This window comes from Laceyella putida (assembly GCF_042665195.1).
GTDB classification, from domain to species: domain Bacteria; phylum Bacillota; class Bacilli; order Thermoactinomycetales; family Thermoactinomycetaceae; genus Laceyella; species Laceyella putida.
Window position 1 is genome coordinate 104,878 of sequence record NZ_JBHTBW010000006.1, and the last position, 18,309, is coordinate 123,186.

Consider the following 18,309-nt stretch of genomic DNA (forward strand, 5'->3'; position numbering starts at 1 on the left):
TTATCCGCCAAATCCTTTCGACTTCCCGCCGATCCCTTTTTTGAAATCAATGTCATTCTCGGTGACCAAGCGGCTGTCACTTTTGATGTAGGCGAACCGCTTTCCTTTTTTCACCACATAGTTGTTGGGATCATAGTAGCTTCCATCATCATCGCAACGCCCATCCCTATTATCATCAAAACACAACTCAACATCATCCTCCCCGCACCCCGCCAAGGGCACGGTGATCATCGCAGCAACAAACAACTGCACCAACCGTTTGCTTTTCCCTTGCTGCTCTCCCATCGGCGCTCCCTCTCTATTCTGAAGTAGGTTTGGCGTAAATCACGTATACTTTGCGGTTCTCATCCACTTCCGCTGACGTTTTCTCCCATTCACGATCCGCGATGTACAAAAAATCGCTCAATAAGTACAACAACGCTTCTTGCGATTCATAAAAGCGGAGGCGGCGCACGAGGGGATACTCTTCAGCGTGCTCATGATATTGGCGCACCTCCACGCAAATCCCCTCCCATTCCGGCGCGAACACCAGACCGGGAGGTGGCGTTTCTTCTTCCTGGCTTTCTTTGATGTAGATCACATAGGTTTCCGCTTCAACCGCGGCGGACGTCTTCTCATACACGCGGTTGCCCTTCACCAGATAATCGCAGGCGAACCGCATCAACACTTCTTCTTTCGATACGGCGGAATAACCAAAGAGAGCGGGAAACCCCTGTTCTTCATCACACAAACGGTATTCCAATCTAACCATTTCGTTCCCCCATCATTTTCTCTCTGCAAAGCTTACTGTTCTATTCTACAGGCATCGGCCATTCTCATCCTTCACCTTAACCACGTGCGAAAATATCATCCTTTTTTGTTTGACCTTGTTCAACTTCAGCTTTGCGAGCTCGCCGTTTTGCTCTGCTTCTGCTTGACCCAACGTCCCAGCAGAAGCACCGCGGCCACCACCACCACAATAAATCCGTATTTGATCAAGGGTTCTGCGAAGAAGGCCTTGACCAACTTCTCATCAACGATCATTTTGGACGCGGTGAATGCGAGTACACCCGAACCGATATAGATGATCCACGGAAACTGATCCATCAGCTTAAGGAACAACGTGCTTCCCCAGACAACAATCGGCACACTGATGAGCAGCCCCAACACGACGAGCAGAAAGTCGCCATGGGCCGCACCCGCTACCGCGAGGACGTTATCCAAGCCCATCACCGCATCCGCGATAATGATGGTGCGAATCGCCGCCCACATGCTATCCGCCGCTTCCACCTCATGATTCTTCTCCTCGATCAAGAGCTTAAAGGCGATCCAGACCAGAATCAACCCGCCGACCAAGAGCAGGCCGGGAATTTTCAACAACCAGACCACCGCCAGTGTGGCCGCCGCCCGAATCACGACAGCCCCAACCGTTCCCCAGACAATCACTTGCTTCTGTTTATCCTTGGGCAGGTTCCGCGCCGCCAAGCCGATCACAATCGCGTTATCCCCCGCCAGCACCAGATCAATGATCACAATCGACAGCAACGCCGTCAAAAATTCAACCATCTTTGATCACGCACCTCCATTGGTTAGTTTGCTCCAAAATGGCAAAACACACAAAAAGACCTTTACTTTTCCAAGCCGCAAAAGCATGTTTGGAAAAGTAAAGGTCTTGCTAACAACGGTCGCGTTGCCAACAAAGCCGGGGCGATGCCCGTAATGACGACTTTGCTGTATTAGCTACTCCCCTTTAACAGAGAAAAGAATGTATTCCATTAATCAATCACCTTCTATGATAGACAATGAACCCACTTTTCGTCAATGGACAGAGTTAACAAAGATGGGTGAACGGTCACGGCGTTCCGTCCATCACCGCCTCTTTCGCAAACGAAGAAAACGCCGCTCATCATAGCATACGTGCCCGGCCAACGGAATATGATGAGGCCGTCTTTTCATCAGCAAACAGAATCCGTCGGTTTGGGATTTTTCAAGCCGAACAAGGGGCGCAGCTTGATCCCCACATCACTGCCGATCAAGGCGAATACGGCCCAGACATAACCGTGCAAGCTAAAAGAGGCGATGCCGCCAAAGTATGCGCCGATATTGCAGCCGTAGGCGAGACGGGCGCCATACCCCATCAAAATGCCGCCGATGAGAGAGGCAAGGATGACTTTGACCGAGATCTTGCTTAGTTTGAAGGAGCCTCCCATCGTTGCCGCAAAAAACGCCCCCAGCATAATGCCAAAATTCATGAGCGAGGTGGTGTCGCTTAAAACCGACTCATATAGCGGTTTTGCCCGCTCCCCTGCCCAATAGCCCCAAGAGGTGACATCCACGCCGAACGCCATCGCCGCTTTTGAACCCCAGAGGGCAAAAGCGGAGGTGACTCCCCAAGGCCGGCCCGCCAGCAGCAGGGTCAAGGCATTCAAACCCGCCAAAACCAGCGCGCCCACCCAGAGGGGCCAAGCGCCGCGGATGATCCGTTTCCAGCCTTGGTGCGTCGGCACCGGTTTCCGCATCGGCGGATTTTTCTTTTTGGCGATCCATACGGCCAAGAGATAGATCAGACCAAGGATGAGCAGTTGCACGATGAGCGCGATGCCGTATCCCCATCCCGTCGTTTTCGCCAGCGATATGGCCGGCAAAGACGGCAGGTCATTCAGCCAAAAATCCCAATGCCAAGCCCCGAAGACCGAACCGATGACAAATCCGGCCAACGCCAAGACGGCTGAAGACTGCCCCCCGCCGATATGGTATAAGGTTCCTGACGCGCAACCTCCACCGAGTTGCATCCCCACACCAAACAGAAAAGCACCCGCCACAAGGCTGACGCCGATCGGGTTGACACTGGCTTTGGGAACCTCACCCGTCACGGTCGCACCCACGGTGAAAATGACAGCGAAGAGAATGCTTGCCACCGCCAGCATCAAGAGATGGGCGCGCAACCCTTCCGTTTGCCCAACGGAAAGAAGTTGGCGAAAAGCGGAAGTAAAGCCAAAGCGGGCATGATAAAGCGCCACACCGCACAAAAAACCGATCACATATAATAGCCCTTTGTTCCAACCTTGTCCCGTATATATCAATGCTCCAAGAGCAATAAAAGCCCACACCGCTCCCCAAGCCAGGGTTGTTTGGGGGGAGGGCGACAGATCCCGACGGATCGTGGAACCCGCCTGATTAAGCGTTGAATGAGATGCGGCCATCACCATCACACCCTTTCCCGATTTATTTAGTTGGAATTTGTTTTTTTACTCATTTTAACATAAATGTGATTGGTCGAGGAAATTTGTTTTTATCAAAAAGGTGATATCCCTTGCCGCACCCGTTTTCCTACATAAAAAAACACCCGCGTAGGCGAATGTCTCTATGTCCACGTTTCCCTTTTCTTGGCGTATGGATTGGCTTCAGATGACCCCCTAAATAAGCAGAATGGATGTTCCTTATTTATACGGCATGCGCTCTCTTTTTCAGTCAAGCGAAGGGGAGATGGAGGCAAAGTATCCGTTGGACAAATAGTGCGCGTTCCAAAAAGGCCCCGGAAAATCCAGGGCCCTTTTGGTGCTTGATCCCCATTTCAACCCATTACCGCTCGTCTGGGGATGCGGGAATCGCCTTTGTGCGCAACAGACTTTGCGGGAGCGGTTGCGTCTGTTTCCGTGCGGGACGGGTCCGCTTGCGCCAACCGCGCAGGCTGATGCCTGAGAGCAAGAGATACATGACGGGAACAATGAACAAAGTGAGCAAGGTGGAGGAAATGAGTCCGCCGATGACAACGACGGCCAGCCCTTGAGTGATCGCGTTTCCCTCACCTATACCCAATCCGGCCGGAAGCAGGGCGAAAACGGTCGCGCATGCCGTCATCAGGATGGGTCGCAAGCGGGTTCCGGCGGCCGTAAGCAGCGCCGTTTCCATGTCCAGTCCATTGGCGGCCTGTTGGCGCACCCGGTCGAGCAGAACGATGGCATTGGTGACAACGATCCCGACCAGCATCAAGGCACCGATCAATGCGGCGACACTGATGGGCAGTCCCGAAATCCACAATCCAACCAATCCCCCGATCACCGCAAACGGAAGGGAGAAAAGAATGGTGAACGGCGTGGTCGCTTCTTTAAAAGTGAGCAGCATCACCGCATAGACAAGAAAGGTTGCGACGGCGATGGCCATTCCGATCTGACGGAAGCTCTCGCTCATTTGTTGGGTGTCGCCGCCCAGGGTCACTTCGGTGCCCGGGGGCAGTTTCAGCCCGTCGATGATCCGGCCCACTTCTTGCGAAAGCGCCCCCGTGTCTTGGGAAATGGCGTCGCCGGAAACGGTGGCGAATTCCTGCCCGTTTTCTTTTTGGATTTTGACGGGTCCTTTCACTTCTTCGATTGTCGCAATGCTCCCCAGTTTGACCAGGCGGCCTGAAGGACTCAGCAACTGCAGTTCTTTCAATTTCTGCACCAAGTCGATTTCCGGTTTTTCCAAACCCAACCGGATCTCCATCGATTGGTTGCCGCGTTTGAGTTCATTCACTTTGTCGGCTTGCAACAATCCCCGCACGGACATCGCCACCTGACTGGTGGTTAACCCTTCACTGGAAGCTTTTTGCTGATCGATATCCACATTCAGCAATTCTTTTTGCTCACTCAGGTTGTTGGTGACATTGGTCAACCCCTTCACTTGCTTCATACGCCGGGTCAGTTCGTTGGCCACGGCCCGGATGTCTTCGATTCGCTCCCCTTTCACCACGCCGATGATCTGGTTCGCGGTGGGACCGATGCTTTTCTGCTCCAGCACTTGAAGTTCGGCGTTTTCTTTGCGCTCTTGAAGATCATGCCGAATCTGTTGCAAAAAAACCTTCATGTCCGTAGTGGGGGTCAGGTTGACAAACATGGAAATCTTATTGGTGTCCCCCGTCAACGGACTGTTCAGATTGCCGACCGAAGTGGCGATCTCTTGTATCTCCGGGTATGATCTCAGCCTGGTCTCCATCTCTTTCGCTTTTTTGTTGGTCGCATCGAGCGGAGTGCCTGAAGGCAATTCCAAATTCACTTGCAGTGCCCGGTTTTGGTCTGACGGGATGAAGCTGGTTCCCACGGATGGAATCAGGCACAAACTGGCGGCAAAAAGCGCGGTGGACGAGGCGATGACCGTCGCCTTATGCCGGAAGGCCCAGCCAAGACCCCGTTGGTACAGGGAAACCAAACGGCTTTTTTCATGGTGTTGTCGCGGTTGTTTCCCGTTGGCCATGACGAGCTTCGCCAACAGGGGAACCACCGTGATGGAAACCACCAACGAACAGAGAAGCGAAAACACAATGGTCAAGGCAAAAGGAATGAACAACTTGCCAACAATGCCGTCGATGAACCCGAGCGGAATGAAAACCACAATGGTGGTGAGCGTCGATGAGGTGATGGCCGAAGCCACTTCGGTCGTCGCGAGTTGAATGAGGGAGGCGTTCCGCTCCTCCGCATGCACAAGACGGCGATAGATGTTCTCGATGACCACCAGGCTGTCATCCACAATCCGGCCGATAGCGACAGCCAACCCGCCCAACGTCATCACATTCAAGCTGAGGTCAGCCTGTTTCAAAAAGATCAACGTCGCCAAAATGGAGAGCGGAATGGAGACCATCGAAATCACCACGGCGCGGATGTTGCGCAAAAACAACAAGATGACAACCACGGCAAACAAGGCCCCCAGCAATCCTTCACGAATGATCGTGTGGATCGAGAGTTTCACCATCTTGGATTGGTCGAGCAATACGGAGATGTTCAGACCGGGATGCTGTTTTTTGAGGTCTTCCACTTTTTCCGTAACGGCATGGGCCGCATCGACAATGTTTCCGTCGGGATTTTTGATCAGCTCGATGTTCACGGAGGGTTTTCCGTTCACGCGTGTGATCAGGGGAGCGTCTTCGACTGATTCGGTCACGCTGGCGATTTGCGAAAGCTTGACTGTTTTAAGGCTGCCCGATGGGGTGTTGTCGCCGGTCAAGTTCCCTTGGCGGGGCAGGGATTTGCCCGCGGGGGATTCTTTGGGGCGCGGCATGCGGTTTTGCAGTTGTTTCAGCTTCTCATTCAGCTGTTTTAACGCTTTTGTCTCCGCATCGACCTTCGGTTTCAGGGTGGCCACGGTGGCGGCCGCTTTTTCGTCATCGGGGTTTTGTTTCAGCCACATTTGGGCGGCGTTCAACGCCAATTGATCGGCCAATAATTTGCCTTGCAATTGTTGCGCGGACTGCATGAGTTGGACTTGGGCCTGAAGCAGTCCCAGCCCTTGGCCCACCTGTCCCAGGCCTTGCCCCAATTGCCCGACGGATTGGCCCAATCCTTGAAACCCTTGGTTGATTTGGCTCATCGACTTCTGCATGCTTTCTTGGGGATTGGGATAGATGGGAATCCGCAGGTTTTTGAGTTGCTCGACGGAAGTGATTTTCTGGTCGATCTGCACGGGGCGGACGACATCATCCACACGGACATCACCGACCGGGATGGTCACGTTGTTCCCCTGCAATGCTTGTTGCACTTGCTGGACGGACAAGTTGTGCTTTTTCAGCTGATCTTGCTTCAACCGGACATAGACCGCTTTGGAGCTTTGCCCCTGGATCTGCACTTTGCCGACTTCCTTGATGTTTTTCAGAGTCGGCGCCAACCTTTGTTTGACCCATTGTTCCAACTCAGGGATGGGTTTCGTTTGGCTTGTCACACTTAAGACCATAAAGGGCTTCGTGTTGAATCCATACCGATTGAAACTGGTTTGACCGGCCTCTTTGGGCAGAACCGCCTGTTCAATGGCGCCCTTCATCTCTTGTTGCGCCTGGTTCAGGTCGGTGTGGAAACCAAATTCGACCACGACGATGGACAAACTGTCGGCGGAGACGGAAGTGACTTTTTTGGCGCCCGCCATTTCCTGCAACGCTTGCTCAACCGGTTTGGTCACTTTTTCATCCACCTCATTCGGCGAAGCGCCGGGATAAGGGGTGACGGCGGCAATGACGGGAATGTCGATATCAGGCATCGATTCCATTTTCAACTGGACGGCAGTGTAAATCCCACCGGCAGTGATGAGAACCACCAGCAAAAAAATCACGGTGGCATTTCGCAATGAGAAACGTGTCAGTCCATCCACAATACGCACATCATTCTCTCCTTTAAATATGAAAGGCCAAACGTCCTTCACGTTGCGTTTAAACGGGGGATATGTACCAAAACACAGGTTGGGAGGAGTGTTCACTTTTTAACCATCGGCGCAACACAGGCAAGGGGTCCCATGGCCATGCCTTCTCCGTATGTTGGGAAGGTACCATTTTTCCAAAAATTTGGCCTTGACGCCGAAAGAAGACAAGTCCACACTTTGTTACCACCTGTGGAGTTGGTTAAAACCAATTTTTATATAGACTTTAAATTAAACCTAATTTTTTCCGAATAATAAAGATATGGGCAAAGGATGCTTCGGAAGGAAGGTCTGATCATGAGGGCATTTCTTTCGCCTCCTCCAGATTAACAGGAGAAAGAAAGAGAAACGATCGTTTAACATTACAAGCTGCTTTCAATTTTTATAAGCTTCGAGGCGGTCACGGCGGTTTTCCACCGCTTCACTCCGTAGATCTTGAGCGCGCCCCGCCACCAGCAAAGCCATCCCCCGTAATCACCGATGAAAACGGCAACATCAATGATCTATAGCAGGAACCCGATGAACTTTTTCAAGTATTTGCCCTCTGTTACGTTTCTGATTTAAGCATACAAAAGCGTCCCTTTTTCCAGCAGGAACCCCGGTTCCATTTTGCGCTACGACTCTGGTCGCAGACCGCTTACGACTCACCGCATAAAAGGAAGAATCCCCATCGCGCCCTGCACATAAAAAATACCTACCTCCATGTCTAGCGGATTGGCTTTTCTGAAGGAACAGACATGAAAAAATTAAGCAAGGTGGCCTGATGTAGACTGATTATTTGATTCGTTTGCATCTATGTTCAGTCAAGGAAGAGATTTATTATGAGTATTGGAACCGGACTGCTGTTAAAGGGAGGTATCACCGTAACTGATTCGGCGGGAGCATGAGGAGGGTAAAGAATGACTGGTCTGCTTGACAGACCCACTAGGGCATGTCTGGCAAATCAAGTTGATCGATAGGAGGCGGCGGCATTTATCAGACACGCCCTAAAAAACAATGTAAAATCATATGAGGGAACCTTTTTCTTGCTGAATATTGCTGCTCTACCTTTTGACTATGGCACACATTCCTTCGTTTCTTTTCCACACTGAAATCCCCCATCGCTTCCATGATGAGGGATTCGGCTACTTCACATTCTTCTTCACTTGTTCATCCTGATACATGTACAAGGCCAGATAGACCACACCCGGTTCAGCCTTGGTTTCGTCGGTCCATTGGTAGTCCCAGCCGACGACGGTGACGAGGCGTTCCCCTTGTTGCAATTGGTTGAGCAGGTTGGGGAACTGGCTCTTGGTCGCTTTCACCTCAAGCTTGACCCAGATGGGCTTCAAGGCTTCGGATGGGACAATGCCCAGTTGCTTGGCCACATCGCTGGCGTCGGGCGGAATGACTCCGTTCTCTTTCGGCTGGGTGGCGGATGCGGTAGTCGTTTCCTCCGCCGTGTTGGTGGAGGCGGTTTTGGCCGCAAGGACTTGGGCGATGTCATCGAGCAATTCCATCTTCACCCACGTCGCGCCGGACGTTTTGACGGCTTGTTCCAGTTGGACCACGTATTCGGGCCGGTTCTGGACAATGGGGATCTTCTTCTCCAACCCGGTCAATTCCGCTTGCGACGGTTCGATCGGCAACTGATAGGTGGAAGCGGTGTATTTCTCATATCGCTTCATGTTGCCGGCCAAGTTTTTTCCTTCTTGCTTCAATTGCTGGTATTCCAGATAATCCGGTTGCAACAGATGGTAGGCCAAGCCAACCAAGCCGACCAAGCCGATGCACCAGAGGATGTTTAACGTTTTCCCTGATTTCCAGCGTTTGGGAGGAATGGGTTGTCGGATGGTTGCTCACCTCCTTGCGATGGCGGGGGGCTCTCGCTCGTCTTTTGCAAGACAAAGTGGAAGCGCACGATGACGTGATTTTTGTCGGCATCCTTTTTCACGTCGATAGTGGTGCACTGATCTCCCACACAATCGATCCAACCTTCGCTGAAATAATCTTTCTTCTCCGTTGCCAGCTTGCTTACGAAGTTCGAAGCTTCCTGCATGGATGGAAACAGGGCCCACCCATCCAGTCTCGCGCCAAGGCCTTGCCAATGGAACAGCTTCGCTCCCGCGGGCATAGCGGAGGAGATGGCTTCCGCCGCTTCCTTCCACGCTTTGCGTTCACTCTCCACCCGGTCGATCGTGTCGCGGTAGGTGAAAAACGACTGATACTTTTGGTTGAATTCCCGTTCCTCTTCTTCTTTCATCGTCGCTTCGCTGGCCACGCGACGCTGCTCAATCACTTCAGCCTCCAAGCGGTCCACTTTCCGCTCCAGCTGTCGGTCGGTGTACAGGATGGCCCCGACCCCCGACCCCACGATCAGCAGGATCAATCCAACCCACCAGAAGAAGAAGCGGCGCGCCCGTGATTGGGGTGGCAAAAAGTTCATCGGTCCATCCCTTCCTTCTCTCCGACCATCAAGCCAAGGGGAACGGACAGGGAGGTTCCCACCCAGCGCGAGGCTTTATCCTTCAATTCGCTGGACATGACCAATTCCGCCAGTGGGGCTACGGTGACCTTGGCCAATTGATTCTGCGACAACCAGTTCTCCAACAAATAAATGTCCAACCCTTCGCCCGCCAAGATCCATTCGGCTTGGGGGCAGGCGAACATCCGCTTTTTCTTCTCATCCATCAGCCCATGCAGTTTGGCCAACAGGGCTTCCCCATACCGGTTGATCTCTTCTTCCATCTCCAGCAGGGGATACAGCGGGTCGGGATGGGGACGGTCTTCCCCCGACATATGGGCCGCCAGCGGCAAGGAAAACGTTTGGGTGTCAATCAATTGGCCATCGCTGAAATAACTCGCTTCCACACCGGTTTTGGAGATTTGCAGAATCAGCGCCTGCGGTGAACCGATCCCGCGATAGGCGTTCGCCCAGCGATACAGACTAAAAGGAGCGATGTCAATCTGCACCGGGTCCAAGCCGCAGAAACGAAAGCACCGCACCAACGCATCCATGTAGGAGCGAGGCATCAAGGCCAACAATACCTCCTGGAGGTCTCCGTCCGCCCATACGTGATTGATCAGTTGAAAGTCAAACACCGGATCGGGAAACGGAAGCTCCAGCAGGGGAATCAGCTGTTCCTTGAGGTATCGGCGGTATTGGCGTTTCCTCATTTCAGGCACCATGACGCGCTTGAAGACCACTTCCCGGCAATTGATTCCCACATGAACGCGCTCCGTATGCAACCGCCGCCCCAGCAATGCTTCCTGTATCGTTTGAATCAATTCCTCGCGTTCCAAGAAAAAAGGTTCTTTCGCCCAGACACTGGGCAAGGGATGAACCACCATCTGCTGCAATTCCATGGCTTTCCGCCGTTTCTTCACTTCGACCAGTTTAAATAAAGAAGGGGAGAGCTCGATCCCAATCTGATAAGACATAACGCGTTAACTCCTTTGCTCTCAAACCAGATGCCAGCTCATCGTCACGATCTCATTCAATATCTTCATTATATTAAACTAAGTAATGAAAAGAGTGACGAAATAGAAAACGATGCTCCAATTCATCCATCATTTCATTCGATGATTCCTAGGTGTTTCTGTCCATTTCATTATAAATATAAAAAGACCTGCGTCCGGAGAACAACAAAAAAGCCGGCCACATCGCCGACTTTTCATCACTTTTCTTAATGGGTCAAGACTCCAACAAGCCGAGCAGCAACGCCTTTTGCGCATGCAGGCGGTTCTCCGCTTGGTCGAATACGACCGATTGGGGACCGTCGATCACCTCGGCGCTAACTTCCAACCCGCGATAGGCCGGCAAACAGTGCAAGAAGATCGCATCTGGTTTGGCCTGGGCCATCAGCGCTTGATCCACCTGGTATCCCGCAAACGCTTGGGTCCGTTCCGCTTTCTCTTCTTCTTGCCCCATGCTCGCCCACACATCGGTGTAAACGGCATCCGCCCCTTTGGCCGCTTGCGCGGGATCATAGCTGAAGGAGAGCGTCGCTCCCGTGGCTTGGGCGATCGATTCGGCCTCTTGCCATATCGCTGGGCTGGGCTCATAGCCTTTCGGCGTGGAGATGGACAAATGCATGCCCGTCAGCGCCGCAATGTGCATCAGGGAGTGCAACACGTTATTGCCATCGCCCACATAACAGCATTTCTTGCCGTTAAGTTCCCCCTTGTGTTCAGCCAAAGTCAAAATGTCCGCCAAGGCTTGGCAGGGATGCTCCCGTTCCGTCAATCCATTGATCACGGGAATGGTCGCCGCTTCCGCCAGCTCGGTGACCAAGGAATGGCTATGGGTTCGGATCAGGATCGCATCCACATAGCGGGACAGCACTTTGGCTGTATCCTCAATCGTCTCTCCCCGCCCCAGTTGCAGTTCCTGCCGATTGAGGTTGAGCGCGTATCCTCCCAATTGGACCATGCCCACTTCAAACGAGACGCGCGTCCGGGTCGAAGGCTTATCAAAAATCATGCCCAAGCTTTTCCCCAGAAGAGGGGCTTTCGTCACCCACTCCCGTTTGTTTGCTTTCAATTGTTTGGCCAAATGCAAAAATGCCTCCACCTCTTCCGGGCTCCAGCCGGCCAAACCAATAAAATCTTTCCCCTTCCATCCCGTTGCCACAGGCACTTCTACCATGTTCACTCCCAACCTTTCTTAAACAAATTCATCCGGTCCGCTTCCATTCCCCAAACTAAACGGAAGTGGGCAACCCGCATGCCTGAACGGCTTCTTTGATCAAGGAAACCGCGCGAACGATCTGGCCATGGGTCACAACCAAAGGGGGCAAGAGACGCAGCACGTTCTCTCCCGCCACGAGGGTGACAAGCCCTTGGTTTAACAGCGACTTCACCACAGGGGCTGCCGGCATGTTCAACTCAATCCCCCTCATCAGCCCTTTGCCGCGGATCACCCGCACTTCGCTTAACCCGTTCAACTCTTTCTCCAGCAGTTGCCCGAGCCAGGTTCCTTTTTCTTGGATCTCCGCCATCATGGACGGCCGGGACAGTTCCTCCAACACCGCCCGGGCCACCGCCATGGCCAAGCGGCCGCCGCCGAAGGTCGTCCCGTGGGTTCCCGGTCCCAACACGTCTTTCCATTCCGCTTTGGCCAACATCGCGCCAACGGGGAAACCATTGCCCAACCCTTTCGCCAACGTGATCACATCGGGTTGAATCCCATACGCTTGATAAGCGAACCAATTCCCTGTCCGGCCCATTCCCGTTTGCACCTCATCAATCATCAGCAAGAGGTTCTTCTCCTTGCACCATGCCGCCAACTCTTGGACAAACGGCGGGTCAGCCGGCCGTACGCCGCCTTCCCCTTGCACGAGTTCCAAAAGCACGGCTGCCGTCGTGGAGCCCGTCGCCTGTTTGACCGCCTGGATATCCCCGTACGGCAGGATGCGGAATCCCTTTGGCAATGGGGAAAATCCGTCTTTCACCTTGTCTTGTCCCGTCGCCGTCAAAGTCGCCAAGGTCCGTCCATGGAAAGATTGCTTGAAGGTGATGATCTCCGGTTCCTGAATGATCTTAACCGTTTTGGCCCAGCGGCGGGCGAACTTAATCGCCGCTTCATTTGCTTCCGCCCCGCTATTGGCAAAGAAAGTGGCGCCCATCCCGCTCACCTTGCACAAAATTTCCGCCACTTCCTGTTGCAATGGACTGGCAAACAAATTGGAGGTGTGCCAAATCCCTTGTGCTTGGGTGATGAGGGCTTGCTCGATCCGCGGATGGCGGTGCCCCAGATTGACCACCCCGATGCCGGACGCGAAATCAAGATACTCATTGCCCAACTCATCCACCAATACCGCGCCGGATCCGTCGACAAAATGGATTTCATGACGGAGGTACGTTGGAAACAACGCCATGTTCGATCACCTCTTCATTCACGATGCAGGTACCTGCACCCTGTTTAAACGCATCGGCGTGAACGCCATTCACAATGCGAATCACCGAGATGCCCTTATATAATGATTGCAAGGCCGACCGCACCTTCGGAATCATGCCGCCCGTGATCACCCCGGTCTGAATGTACCGTTCGATGGACGGAGGACTGACCTTCTCAAGCACCCGGCCATCGACGCAGATGCCGTCGACATCGCTTAGCAAAACCAATTGGTCGGCACCGAGAGCGATCGCGATGTCGGCTGCCGCTTCATCCGCGTTGATGTTATACACTTGCCCCGACTCATCCACCCCCAGCGAAGCGATGACCGGCACCCATCCTTGGCTTAAAACTTGGTCAAGGGCGTCCACATTCACATCGGTGACGCGTCCGACATAGCCCAATTCCGGTTCCACTTGCTCCGCCTTTAACAGCTCCAGGTCCACGCCGCTGATGCCGATCGCCGCCACATGCTGTTTGATCAACCGGGTGACCAATTGCTTATTCACTTGGCCCGCCAACGCCATCTGCACCAACGACAAGGTCTCATCATCCGTGACACGCCGCCCCTTGACGAATGTTGGCTTCTTTCCTTGCTTTTCCATCAATTCTGATATCGCCGGACCGCCACCATGGACGATGACCACTTTGGTTCCCGAACGCCACGCCTCAAAGCACTGGGCAAAGAACGCGGGATGGAGCCGTTCGAGAACACTACCTCCCACTTTTAGCACGACCAGTTGTTCCACCCGTCTCTCCCCCCTAAGTTCGATAGCTCGCATTGATCCGCACATACTCGTATGTCAAATCACATCCCCACGCCGTCGCGGTGGCATGGCCCCGATTCAGATGAAGGCGAATGACCACTTTTTCTTGCTTTAGCTCCACTTGCGCTTTCTCTTCATCAAACGGCAAAGGCACACTTCCCTCTACCACTTTCACTTGGCCGAGATAGACATCGATCGATTCGGGCCTTAGAGAAGGCGCACCGTAACCCACCGCGCACAAGATTCGGCCCCAGTTGGGATCCGCGCCAAACACCGCCGTTTTCACCAAGCTGGATCCCACCACCGCCTTGGCGATCTTTTGCGCTTCCTGTTCGTGGTCCGCGCCTTCCACCACCACTTCGACCAAGCGCGTCGCCCCTTCGCCGTCGCGGGCGATCATTTTGGCCAACTCACGGCATACGTACTGAAACGCTTGTTGAAACTTTGCCCATTCGGCATGCTGCATATCGAGTGGCGCGTGGGCCGCTTTTCCGCTCGCCATCACCAACACCATGTCGTTGGTACTCGTGTCCCCATCGACCGTGATCATGTTAAAGGTCTCATCCGTCGTCTTCCACAACAACGACTGGAGAATTTCCGATTCGATCACGGCATCGGTGGTGACAAACGCCAACATCGTCGCCATATTGGGCTTGATCATCCCGGAGCCTTTGGCCACTCCCGCAATCGTCACCGGTTTCCCCTCAATCTCCAGGGTCACTTCCACTTGTTTCGTGCAAGTATCCGTCGTCAGTATGGCCTCAGCGAAGGAGGTATCCCGTTCTTTCAATGTTGGCATCAACTCTTCGATGCCTTGGGTTACCTTCTCCATCGGCATCATGACGCCAATCACCCCAGTCGAGGCAACGGCCACCAAATGCGCGGGACACCCGAGCTGTTCCGCCAACTTCGCCCGCATCGCATAGGCGTCCATTACTCCTTGTTGGCCCGTGCAGGCGTTGGCATTGCCGCTATTGACGACGACCCCGCGCAACTTCCCCGCCACGCCCAAACTGTCCTGGGTCACCTTGATCGGTGCCGCCTGAAACGCGTTGACCGTATACACAGCCGCCGCTGACGCATCAACCTCGCAAACGATCGCGCCCAAATCGAGGCGCTTCCGCTTGATTCCGGCATGGATCCCCGCCGCCTTAAACCCTTTGGGCGAAGTGATGCAAGCTTGCTCCTTTATTGTGAATGCGGGCTCCAATACCCCTAACTCTTTCCCCATCTTTTCTCCTCCCTATGGAACCAATGGCAATCCCTTCAATCCGGTCTCAACGGGCCAGCCCATGCGCACATTGGCGTTTTGGATCGCCTGCCCCGCCGCTCCTTTCATCAGATTGTCGATCGCCGATAAGACGGTGATCCAACCTGTCCGTTCATCCACATGAACGCCGATATCGCAGAAGTTGCTTCCTTGCACCGCTTTGGTTGCGGGCCAACCGCGCTCCACAATCCGCACAAACGGGGCGGACTCATACGCCTCCTTATACACCGACAACACTTCCGTCATCGCATATTTATGCAACATCGGTGTATAAAGGGTAACGAGGATCCCCCTGTTCATCGGAACCAAGTGGGGGACAAACCGCACTTTCACATCCGCTGAGCAAAAACGTCCGGCAATCTGTTCAATCTCCGGAATATGCTGATGTCCGTCCACTTTGTATGGACGCAGATTTTCATTCACTTCGCAAAAGAGGAGCGACTGATCCACTTTTCGTCCCGCCCCGGTCACGCCCGACTTCGCATCGATGATCAACGCGCGATGGTCAATCATTTTCGCGCGGAGCAGAGGAAGCAGACCCAAGAGCGTCGCTGTCGGATAACAACCCGGATTGGCAATCAAATCCGCTTTCCGGATCTCCTCCGCAAACCACTCGCTAAGTCCATACACCGCTTCTTCGAGCCACCGGTCCGGAGCCGCCTTCCGGTTGTACCAAGCTTCGTAGCTCCGACCATCTTCTAAGCGGAAATCCCCGGACAGATCGATCACCATTTTCCCTCGCGCCCGCAGTTGTGGGGTCAAATTGACACTGACGCCGGGTGGCGTCGCCAAAAACACGAGTTCCGTCTCTTGGCTGATCCGCTCGACGTCAAGCTCTTGGAATGTGTATTCGAGATGTTGAAGATGTGGATAAGCCCGGGATAATCGCTCACCCGCTTGTGAAGTGGAAACCAGCATTGCCAACTCCAGATGCGGATGCCCTTCTATCAACCGAATCAGCTCCACTCCACCATATCCTGTCGAACCGATCACCGCTGTTTTCATCACTAGCCACCCCATCACTATTCGTCCGTTAATGTGTTCTTGCATTATTATACATGTATATTAATTTTTATTCAATGCGTTGCATAAAAAAGAGCAAATGAACACACTCGTTTGTGCGACATTTGCTCTTTGTTCGCTGGTCTCACTTTTTCTCGGTCAACCAAGTTGCCAACTTCTCTTGCTCTTGGCTGGATAAATGCCCCTGTGAAGGCATGCTTCCCTTTCCTTTTTGCAACACTTGGACAATCTGTTCTTTTTTCAGCTTGCTGCCGATTTTCTCCAGGCTTGGACCAAATCCCCCCTGCAAATTGCCGCCATGACAAGAGGCACAATTATTTGCGTAAATTTGGTCCGCGGTTTGCGTCGCTTGCGCTTGATCGTTCGTCTTCGATTCCGGCTTGTTGCCATTGCCGGCCGCACATCCAGCCACGGCAAGGGCTGCCACGCTTGCACCAACAAGAATGGCCCATCGCTTCTGTGTACGCTTCATCTGTGATCACCTTTTGTCATTTTTTGAACCAGCTGCGCCCACTTTTCGCTTGGGAACGGGATAACGTTGGTTTTTCTTCCATTTCCTCGTCTTCGGCCGCATACATTTGCGTATCGATCAGGCTCGCTTTTGGCGGGTTCGTTTCCCGGCTGTCCTCCGACGCTTTTAATAAACTGCGCTTATATAATCGCCGGTTCGTAGCCGCATCGGCACTCCCTTGCTCCTTGTTCAGTGGATCATCCGCAAGCTCTTTTTCATCCCGCGACGCTTTCCGGGTCATTTTGCGCACGGCAAACGACTTGTCCCTGTCTTTGTCTTCCTTAGAAGCCTCTTTATCCAATGTGGGCTCTTCTTTCCATTCGCTTTCCTGCTTTTTGCTGCGGGATTTGAATTTATCCATGGAAGTGCGGCTGGAACGCTTTTTTTCCTGAGCGGCTTCTTCAACCGCATTCCACTCGTTCCCTTCTTTCCCTAACTCTTCGTCTGCCGCATCAATACATGGATAATTTCTTGGTCTTCAAATGGCAAGGTTTTTTGGCCTTTCTTGGGTCTTTCCCGATGAATCTGCTGTTTTTGGCGCCGTTCCCTCTGCATTGTCGTCCGACGCACTTTTTCCACACTGATTTTAATATTGTCACTCGACATGCTTCCATCCGGAAACATCTTATCCAGTTCTTCTACTTCTTGTCTCCTCTTCTTTCCGATCACGACGCTGACGATAATGATCACCGCGACAACCAAGATGACGGAGCCACCGCCAATCAATAACATGTCCATCGCTCAACCTCCCTTGATTCCTTTTTACTCCCGTTCTATCTGCACACGTGATCCAACCAACAGAAAGGCCGGCGATCCGGCCGGCCACGGCGAAGCCTATTTTCCTGTGAATCGGGGTGCTCGCTTCTCCAGAAAAGCATCCATTCCCTCTTTGCGGTCATGCGTGTCAAACGTCAACCCGAAATAGGAAGCTTCCAATTTGAGGCCGGTTGGTAAATCGATATCGATTCCATTATGAATGGCTTTTTTGATGTATTTGAGTGCAATGGGTGCTTTCTTCACCAATGTTTCCGCCAACCTTTTCGCTTCCTCCAACAGCGCCTCCTGCGGTACCACTTTTTGCACAATCCCACAGCGGACCGCCTCATCCGCAGACAACATCTCCCCGGTCATGCAGAGATACTTTGCCATCTGCCTGCCCACCAGGCGACTTAAGCGTTGCGTCCCCCCATAACCGGGAATGACACCCAAATTGATCTCCGGTTGGCCAAAACGGGCGTTTGCGCTGGCAAGCAGGATATCCCCGCACATCGCCAACTCCATCCCCCCGCCCAGCGCAAAGCCATTGATGGCCATGATCACCGGCTTTTCCAGCTCCTCCAGCCGGGCGAACACCCGTTGGCCATATGATGCGGTCCGTTCCGCCTCTTCGCTGCTGGCGATTTGGCTTAACTCGGCGATATCCGCTCCCGCCACAAACGCTTTCTCCCCCGCACCCGTGACAATGAGCACACGAACCGCGTCATTCTGCTCCACCCAGTCGATCGCAGCATCCAACTCCATCAACACTTCCCGACTCAACGCATTCAACACCTTGGGCCGAGTCAGGGTAAGCAAAGCCCACCCTTCACCTTGTTCACATAGGATATGCTTCCAGTTGGACAAGAAAATCCCCTCCATCTCAAAGGTGATGTTCAATCCAAAACCGACAATTTCCCGATTCTGAAGCGTTTCATGCCACCCATCCGTTTCAAATCTTGACAATCCA

17 protein-coding genes are annotated in these 18,309 nt (G+C 53.2%); all 17 read right to left on the reverse strand.

Annotated elements, in window-relative coordinates:
- Complete coding sequence (locus ACFQNG_RS02235; RefSeq protein WP_379863192.1) at nucleotides 1-285, reverse strand: hypothetical protein; 285 nt, start codon at nucleotides 283-285, stop codon at nucleotides 1-3.
- Nucleotides 286-298: 13 nt separating this feature from the next.
- Nucleotides 299-751 carry a hypothetical protein gene (locus tag ACFQNG_RS02240; RefSeq protein ID WP_379863193.1) on the reverse strand — a complete coding sequence of 151 codons (453 nt, stop codon included), beginning with the start codon at nucleotides 749-751 and terminating at the stop codon, nucleotides 299-301.
- 125 nt (nucleotides 752-876) lie between these two features.
- Nucleotides 877-1,545 carry a TerC family protein gene (locus ACFQNG_RS02245; protein ID WP_379863195.1) on the reverse strand — a complete coding sequence of 223 codons (669 nt, stop codon included), beginning with the start codon at nucleotides 1,543-1,545 and terminating at the stop codon, nucleotides 877-879.
- A 389-nt stretch (nucleotides 1,546-1,934) separates the two neighbouring features.
- Nucleotides 1,935-3,188 carry a YeeE/YedE family protein gene (locus ACFQNG_RS02250; RefSeq protein ID WP_379863196.1) on the reverse strand — a complete coding sequence of 418 codons (1,254 nt, stop codon included), beginning with the start codon at nucleotides 3,186-3,188 and terminating at the stop codon, nucleotides 1,935-1,937.
- Between the two features lie 373 nt (nucleotides 3,189-3,561).
- Nucleotides 3,562-7,101, reverse strand: coding sequence for an efflux RND transporter permease subunit (locus tag ACFQNG_RS02255; protein WP_379863197.1), 3,540 nt, complete (start codon nucleotides 7,099-7,101; stop codon nucleotides 3,562-3,564).
- Nucleotides 7,102-8,261: 1,160 nt separating this feature from the next.
- Complete coding sequence (locus ACFQNG_RS02260) at nucleotides 8,262-8,900, reverse strand: hypothetical protein (RefSeq protein WP_379863198.1); 639 nt, start codon at nucleotides 8,898-8,900, stop codon at nucleotides 8,262-8,264.
- Between the two features lie 20 nt (nucleotides 8,901-8,920).
- On the reverse strand, nucleotides 8,921-9,562 hold the full coding sequence (locus ACFQNG_RS02265) for a hypothetical protein (protein WP_379863199.1): 642 nt from the start codon (nucleotides 9,560-9,562) through the stop codon (nucleotides 8,921-8,923).
- Nucleotides 9,559-10,557, reverse strand: coding sequence for a type IV pilus biogenesis protein PilM (gene pilM, locus ACFQNG_RS02270; protein ID WP_379863200.1), 999 nt, complete (start codon nucleotides 10,555-10,557; stop codon nucleotides 9,559-9,561). The genes ACFQNG_RS02265 and pilM overlap by 4 nt, the downstream gene beginning before the upstream one ends.
- A 253-nt stretch (nucleotides 10,558-10,810) precedes the next feature.
- Nucleotides 10,811-11,764, reverse strand: coding sequence for an ornithine carbamoyltransferase (argF, locus tag ACFQNG_RS02275; RefSeq protein WP_379863201.1), 954 nt, complete (start codon nucleotides 11,762-11,764; stop codon nucleotides 10,811-10,813).
- A gap of 55 nt (nucleotides 11,765-11,819) precedes the next feature.
- Nucleotides 11,820-12,995, reverse strand: a complete 1,176-nt coding sequence (locus ACFQNG_RS02280; RefSeq protein ID WP_379863202.1) for an acetylornithine transaminase — start codon at nucleotides 12,993-12,995, stop codon at nucleotides 11,820-11,822.
- Complete coding sequence (gene argB, locus ACFQNG_RS02285) at nucleotides 12,964-13,761, reverse strand: acetylglutamate kinase (RefSeq protein ID WP_379863204.1); 798 nt, start codon at nucleotides 13,759-13,761, stop codon at nucleotides 12,964-12,966. The genes ACFQNG_RS02280 and argB overlap by 32 nt, the downstream gene beginning before the upstream one ends.
- A 13-nt stretch (nucleotides 13,762-13,774) precedes the next feature.
- Nucleotides 13,775-15,010, reverse strand: coding sequence for a bifunctional glutamate N-acetyltransferase/amino-acid acetyltransferase ArgJ (argJ, locus tag ACFQNG_RS02290; protein WP_379863206.1), 1,236 nt, complete (start codon nucleotides 15,008-15,010; stop codon nucleotides 13,775-13,777).
- A gap of 12 nt (nucleotides 15,011-15,022) precedes the next feature.
- Nucleotides 15,023-16,054, reverse strand: coding sequence for an N-acetyl-gamma-glutamyl-phosphate reductase (argC, locus tag ACFQNG_RS02295; RefSeq protein WP_379863207.1), 1,032 nt, complete (start codon nucleotides 16,052-16,054; stop codon nucleotides 15,023-15,025).
- Nucleotides 16,055-16,196: 142 nt separating this feature from the next.
- Nucleotides 16,197-16,544 carry a c-type cytochrome gene (locus ACFQNG_RS02300; RefSeq protein ID WP_379863208.1) on the reverse strand — a complete coding sequence of 116 codons (348 nt, stop codon included), beginning with the start codon at nucleotides 16,542-16,544 and terminating at the stop codon, nucleotides 16,197-16,199.
- A 16-nt stretch (nucleotides 16,545-16,560) separates the two neighbouring features.
- Nucleotides 16,561-16,944: a hypothetical protein gene (locus ACFQNG_RS02305; protein WP_379863209.1), complete on the reverse strand. Its 384-nt coding sequence runs from the start codon at nucleotides 16,942-16,944 to the stop codon at nucleotides 16,561-16,563.
- Between the two features lie 71 nt (nucleotides 16,945-17,015).
- Nucleotides 17,016-17,321: a hypothetical protein gene (locus ACFQNG_RS02310; RefSeq protein WP_379863210.1), complete on the reverse strand. Its 306-nt coding sequence runs from the start codon at nucleotides 17,319-17,321 to the stop codon at nucleotides 17,016-17,018.
- Between the two features lie 96 nt (nucleotides 17,322-17,417).
- Nucleotides 17,418-18,305, reverse strand: a complete 888-nt coding sequence (locus tag ACFQNG_RS02315) for an enoyl-CoA hydratase-related protein (protein WP_379863211.1) — start codon at nucleotides 18,303-18,305, stop codon at nucleotides 17,418-17,420.
- Nucleotides 18,306-18,309 lie beyond the last annotated feature (4 nt).

Coding starts and splice junctions, on each gene's coding strand:
- ACFQNG_RS02265 (WP_379863199.1), bottom strand. CDS start 9,562: ATGAACTTTTTGCCACCCCAATCACGGGCGCGCCGCTTCTTCTTCTGG.
- ACFQNG_RS02235 (WP_379863192.1), bottom strand. CDS start 285: ATGGGAGAGCAGCAAGGGAAAAGCAAACGGTTGGTGCAGTTGTTTGTT.
- ACFQNG_RS02250 (WP_379863196.1), bottom strand. CDS start 3,188: ATGGTGATGGCCGCATCTCATTCAACGCTTAATCAGGCGGGTTCCACG.
- ACFQNG_RS02305 (WP_379863209.1), bottom strand. CDS start 16,944: ATGGATAAATTCAAATCCCGCAGCAAAAAGCAGGAAAGCGAATGGAAA.
- ACFQNG_RS02280 (WP_379863202.1), bottom strand. CDS start 12,995: ATGGCGTTGTTTCCAACGTACCTCCGTCATGAAATCCATTTTGTCGAC.
- pilM (WP_379863200.1), bottom strand. CDS start 10,557: ATGTCTTATCAGATTGGGATCGAGCTCTCCCCTTCTTTATTTAAACTG.
- ACFQNG_RS02310 (WP_379863210.1), bottom strand. CDS start 17,321: ATGGACATGTTATTGATTGGCGGTGGCTCCGTCATCTTGGTTGTCGCG.
- argJ (WP_379863206.1), bottom strand. CDS start 15,010: ATGGGGAAAGAGTTAGGGGTATTGGAGCCCGCATTCACAATAAAGGAG.
- ACFQNG_RS02240 (WP_379863193.1), bottom strand. CDS start 751: ATGGTTAGATTGGAATACCGTTTGTGTGATGAAGAACAGGGGTTTCCC.
- ACFQNG_RS02300 (WP_379863208.1), bottom strand. CDS start 16,544: ATGAAGCGTACACAGAAGCGATGGGCCATTCTTGTTGGTGCAAGCGTG.
- argF (WP_379863201.1), bottom strand. CDS start 11,764: ATGGTAGAAGTGCCTGTGGCAACGGGATGGAAGGGGAAAGATTTTATT.
- ACFQNG_RS02245 (WP_379863195.1), bottom strand. CDS start 1,545: ATGGTTGAATTTTTGACGGCGTTGCTGTCGATTGTGATCATTGATCTG.
- argC (WP_379863207.1), bottom strand. CDS start 16,054: ATGAAAACAGCGGTGATCGGTTCGACAGGATATGGTGGAGTGGAGCTG.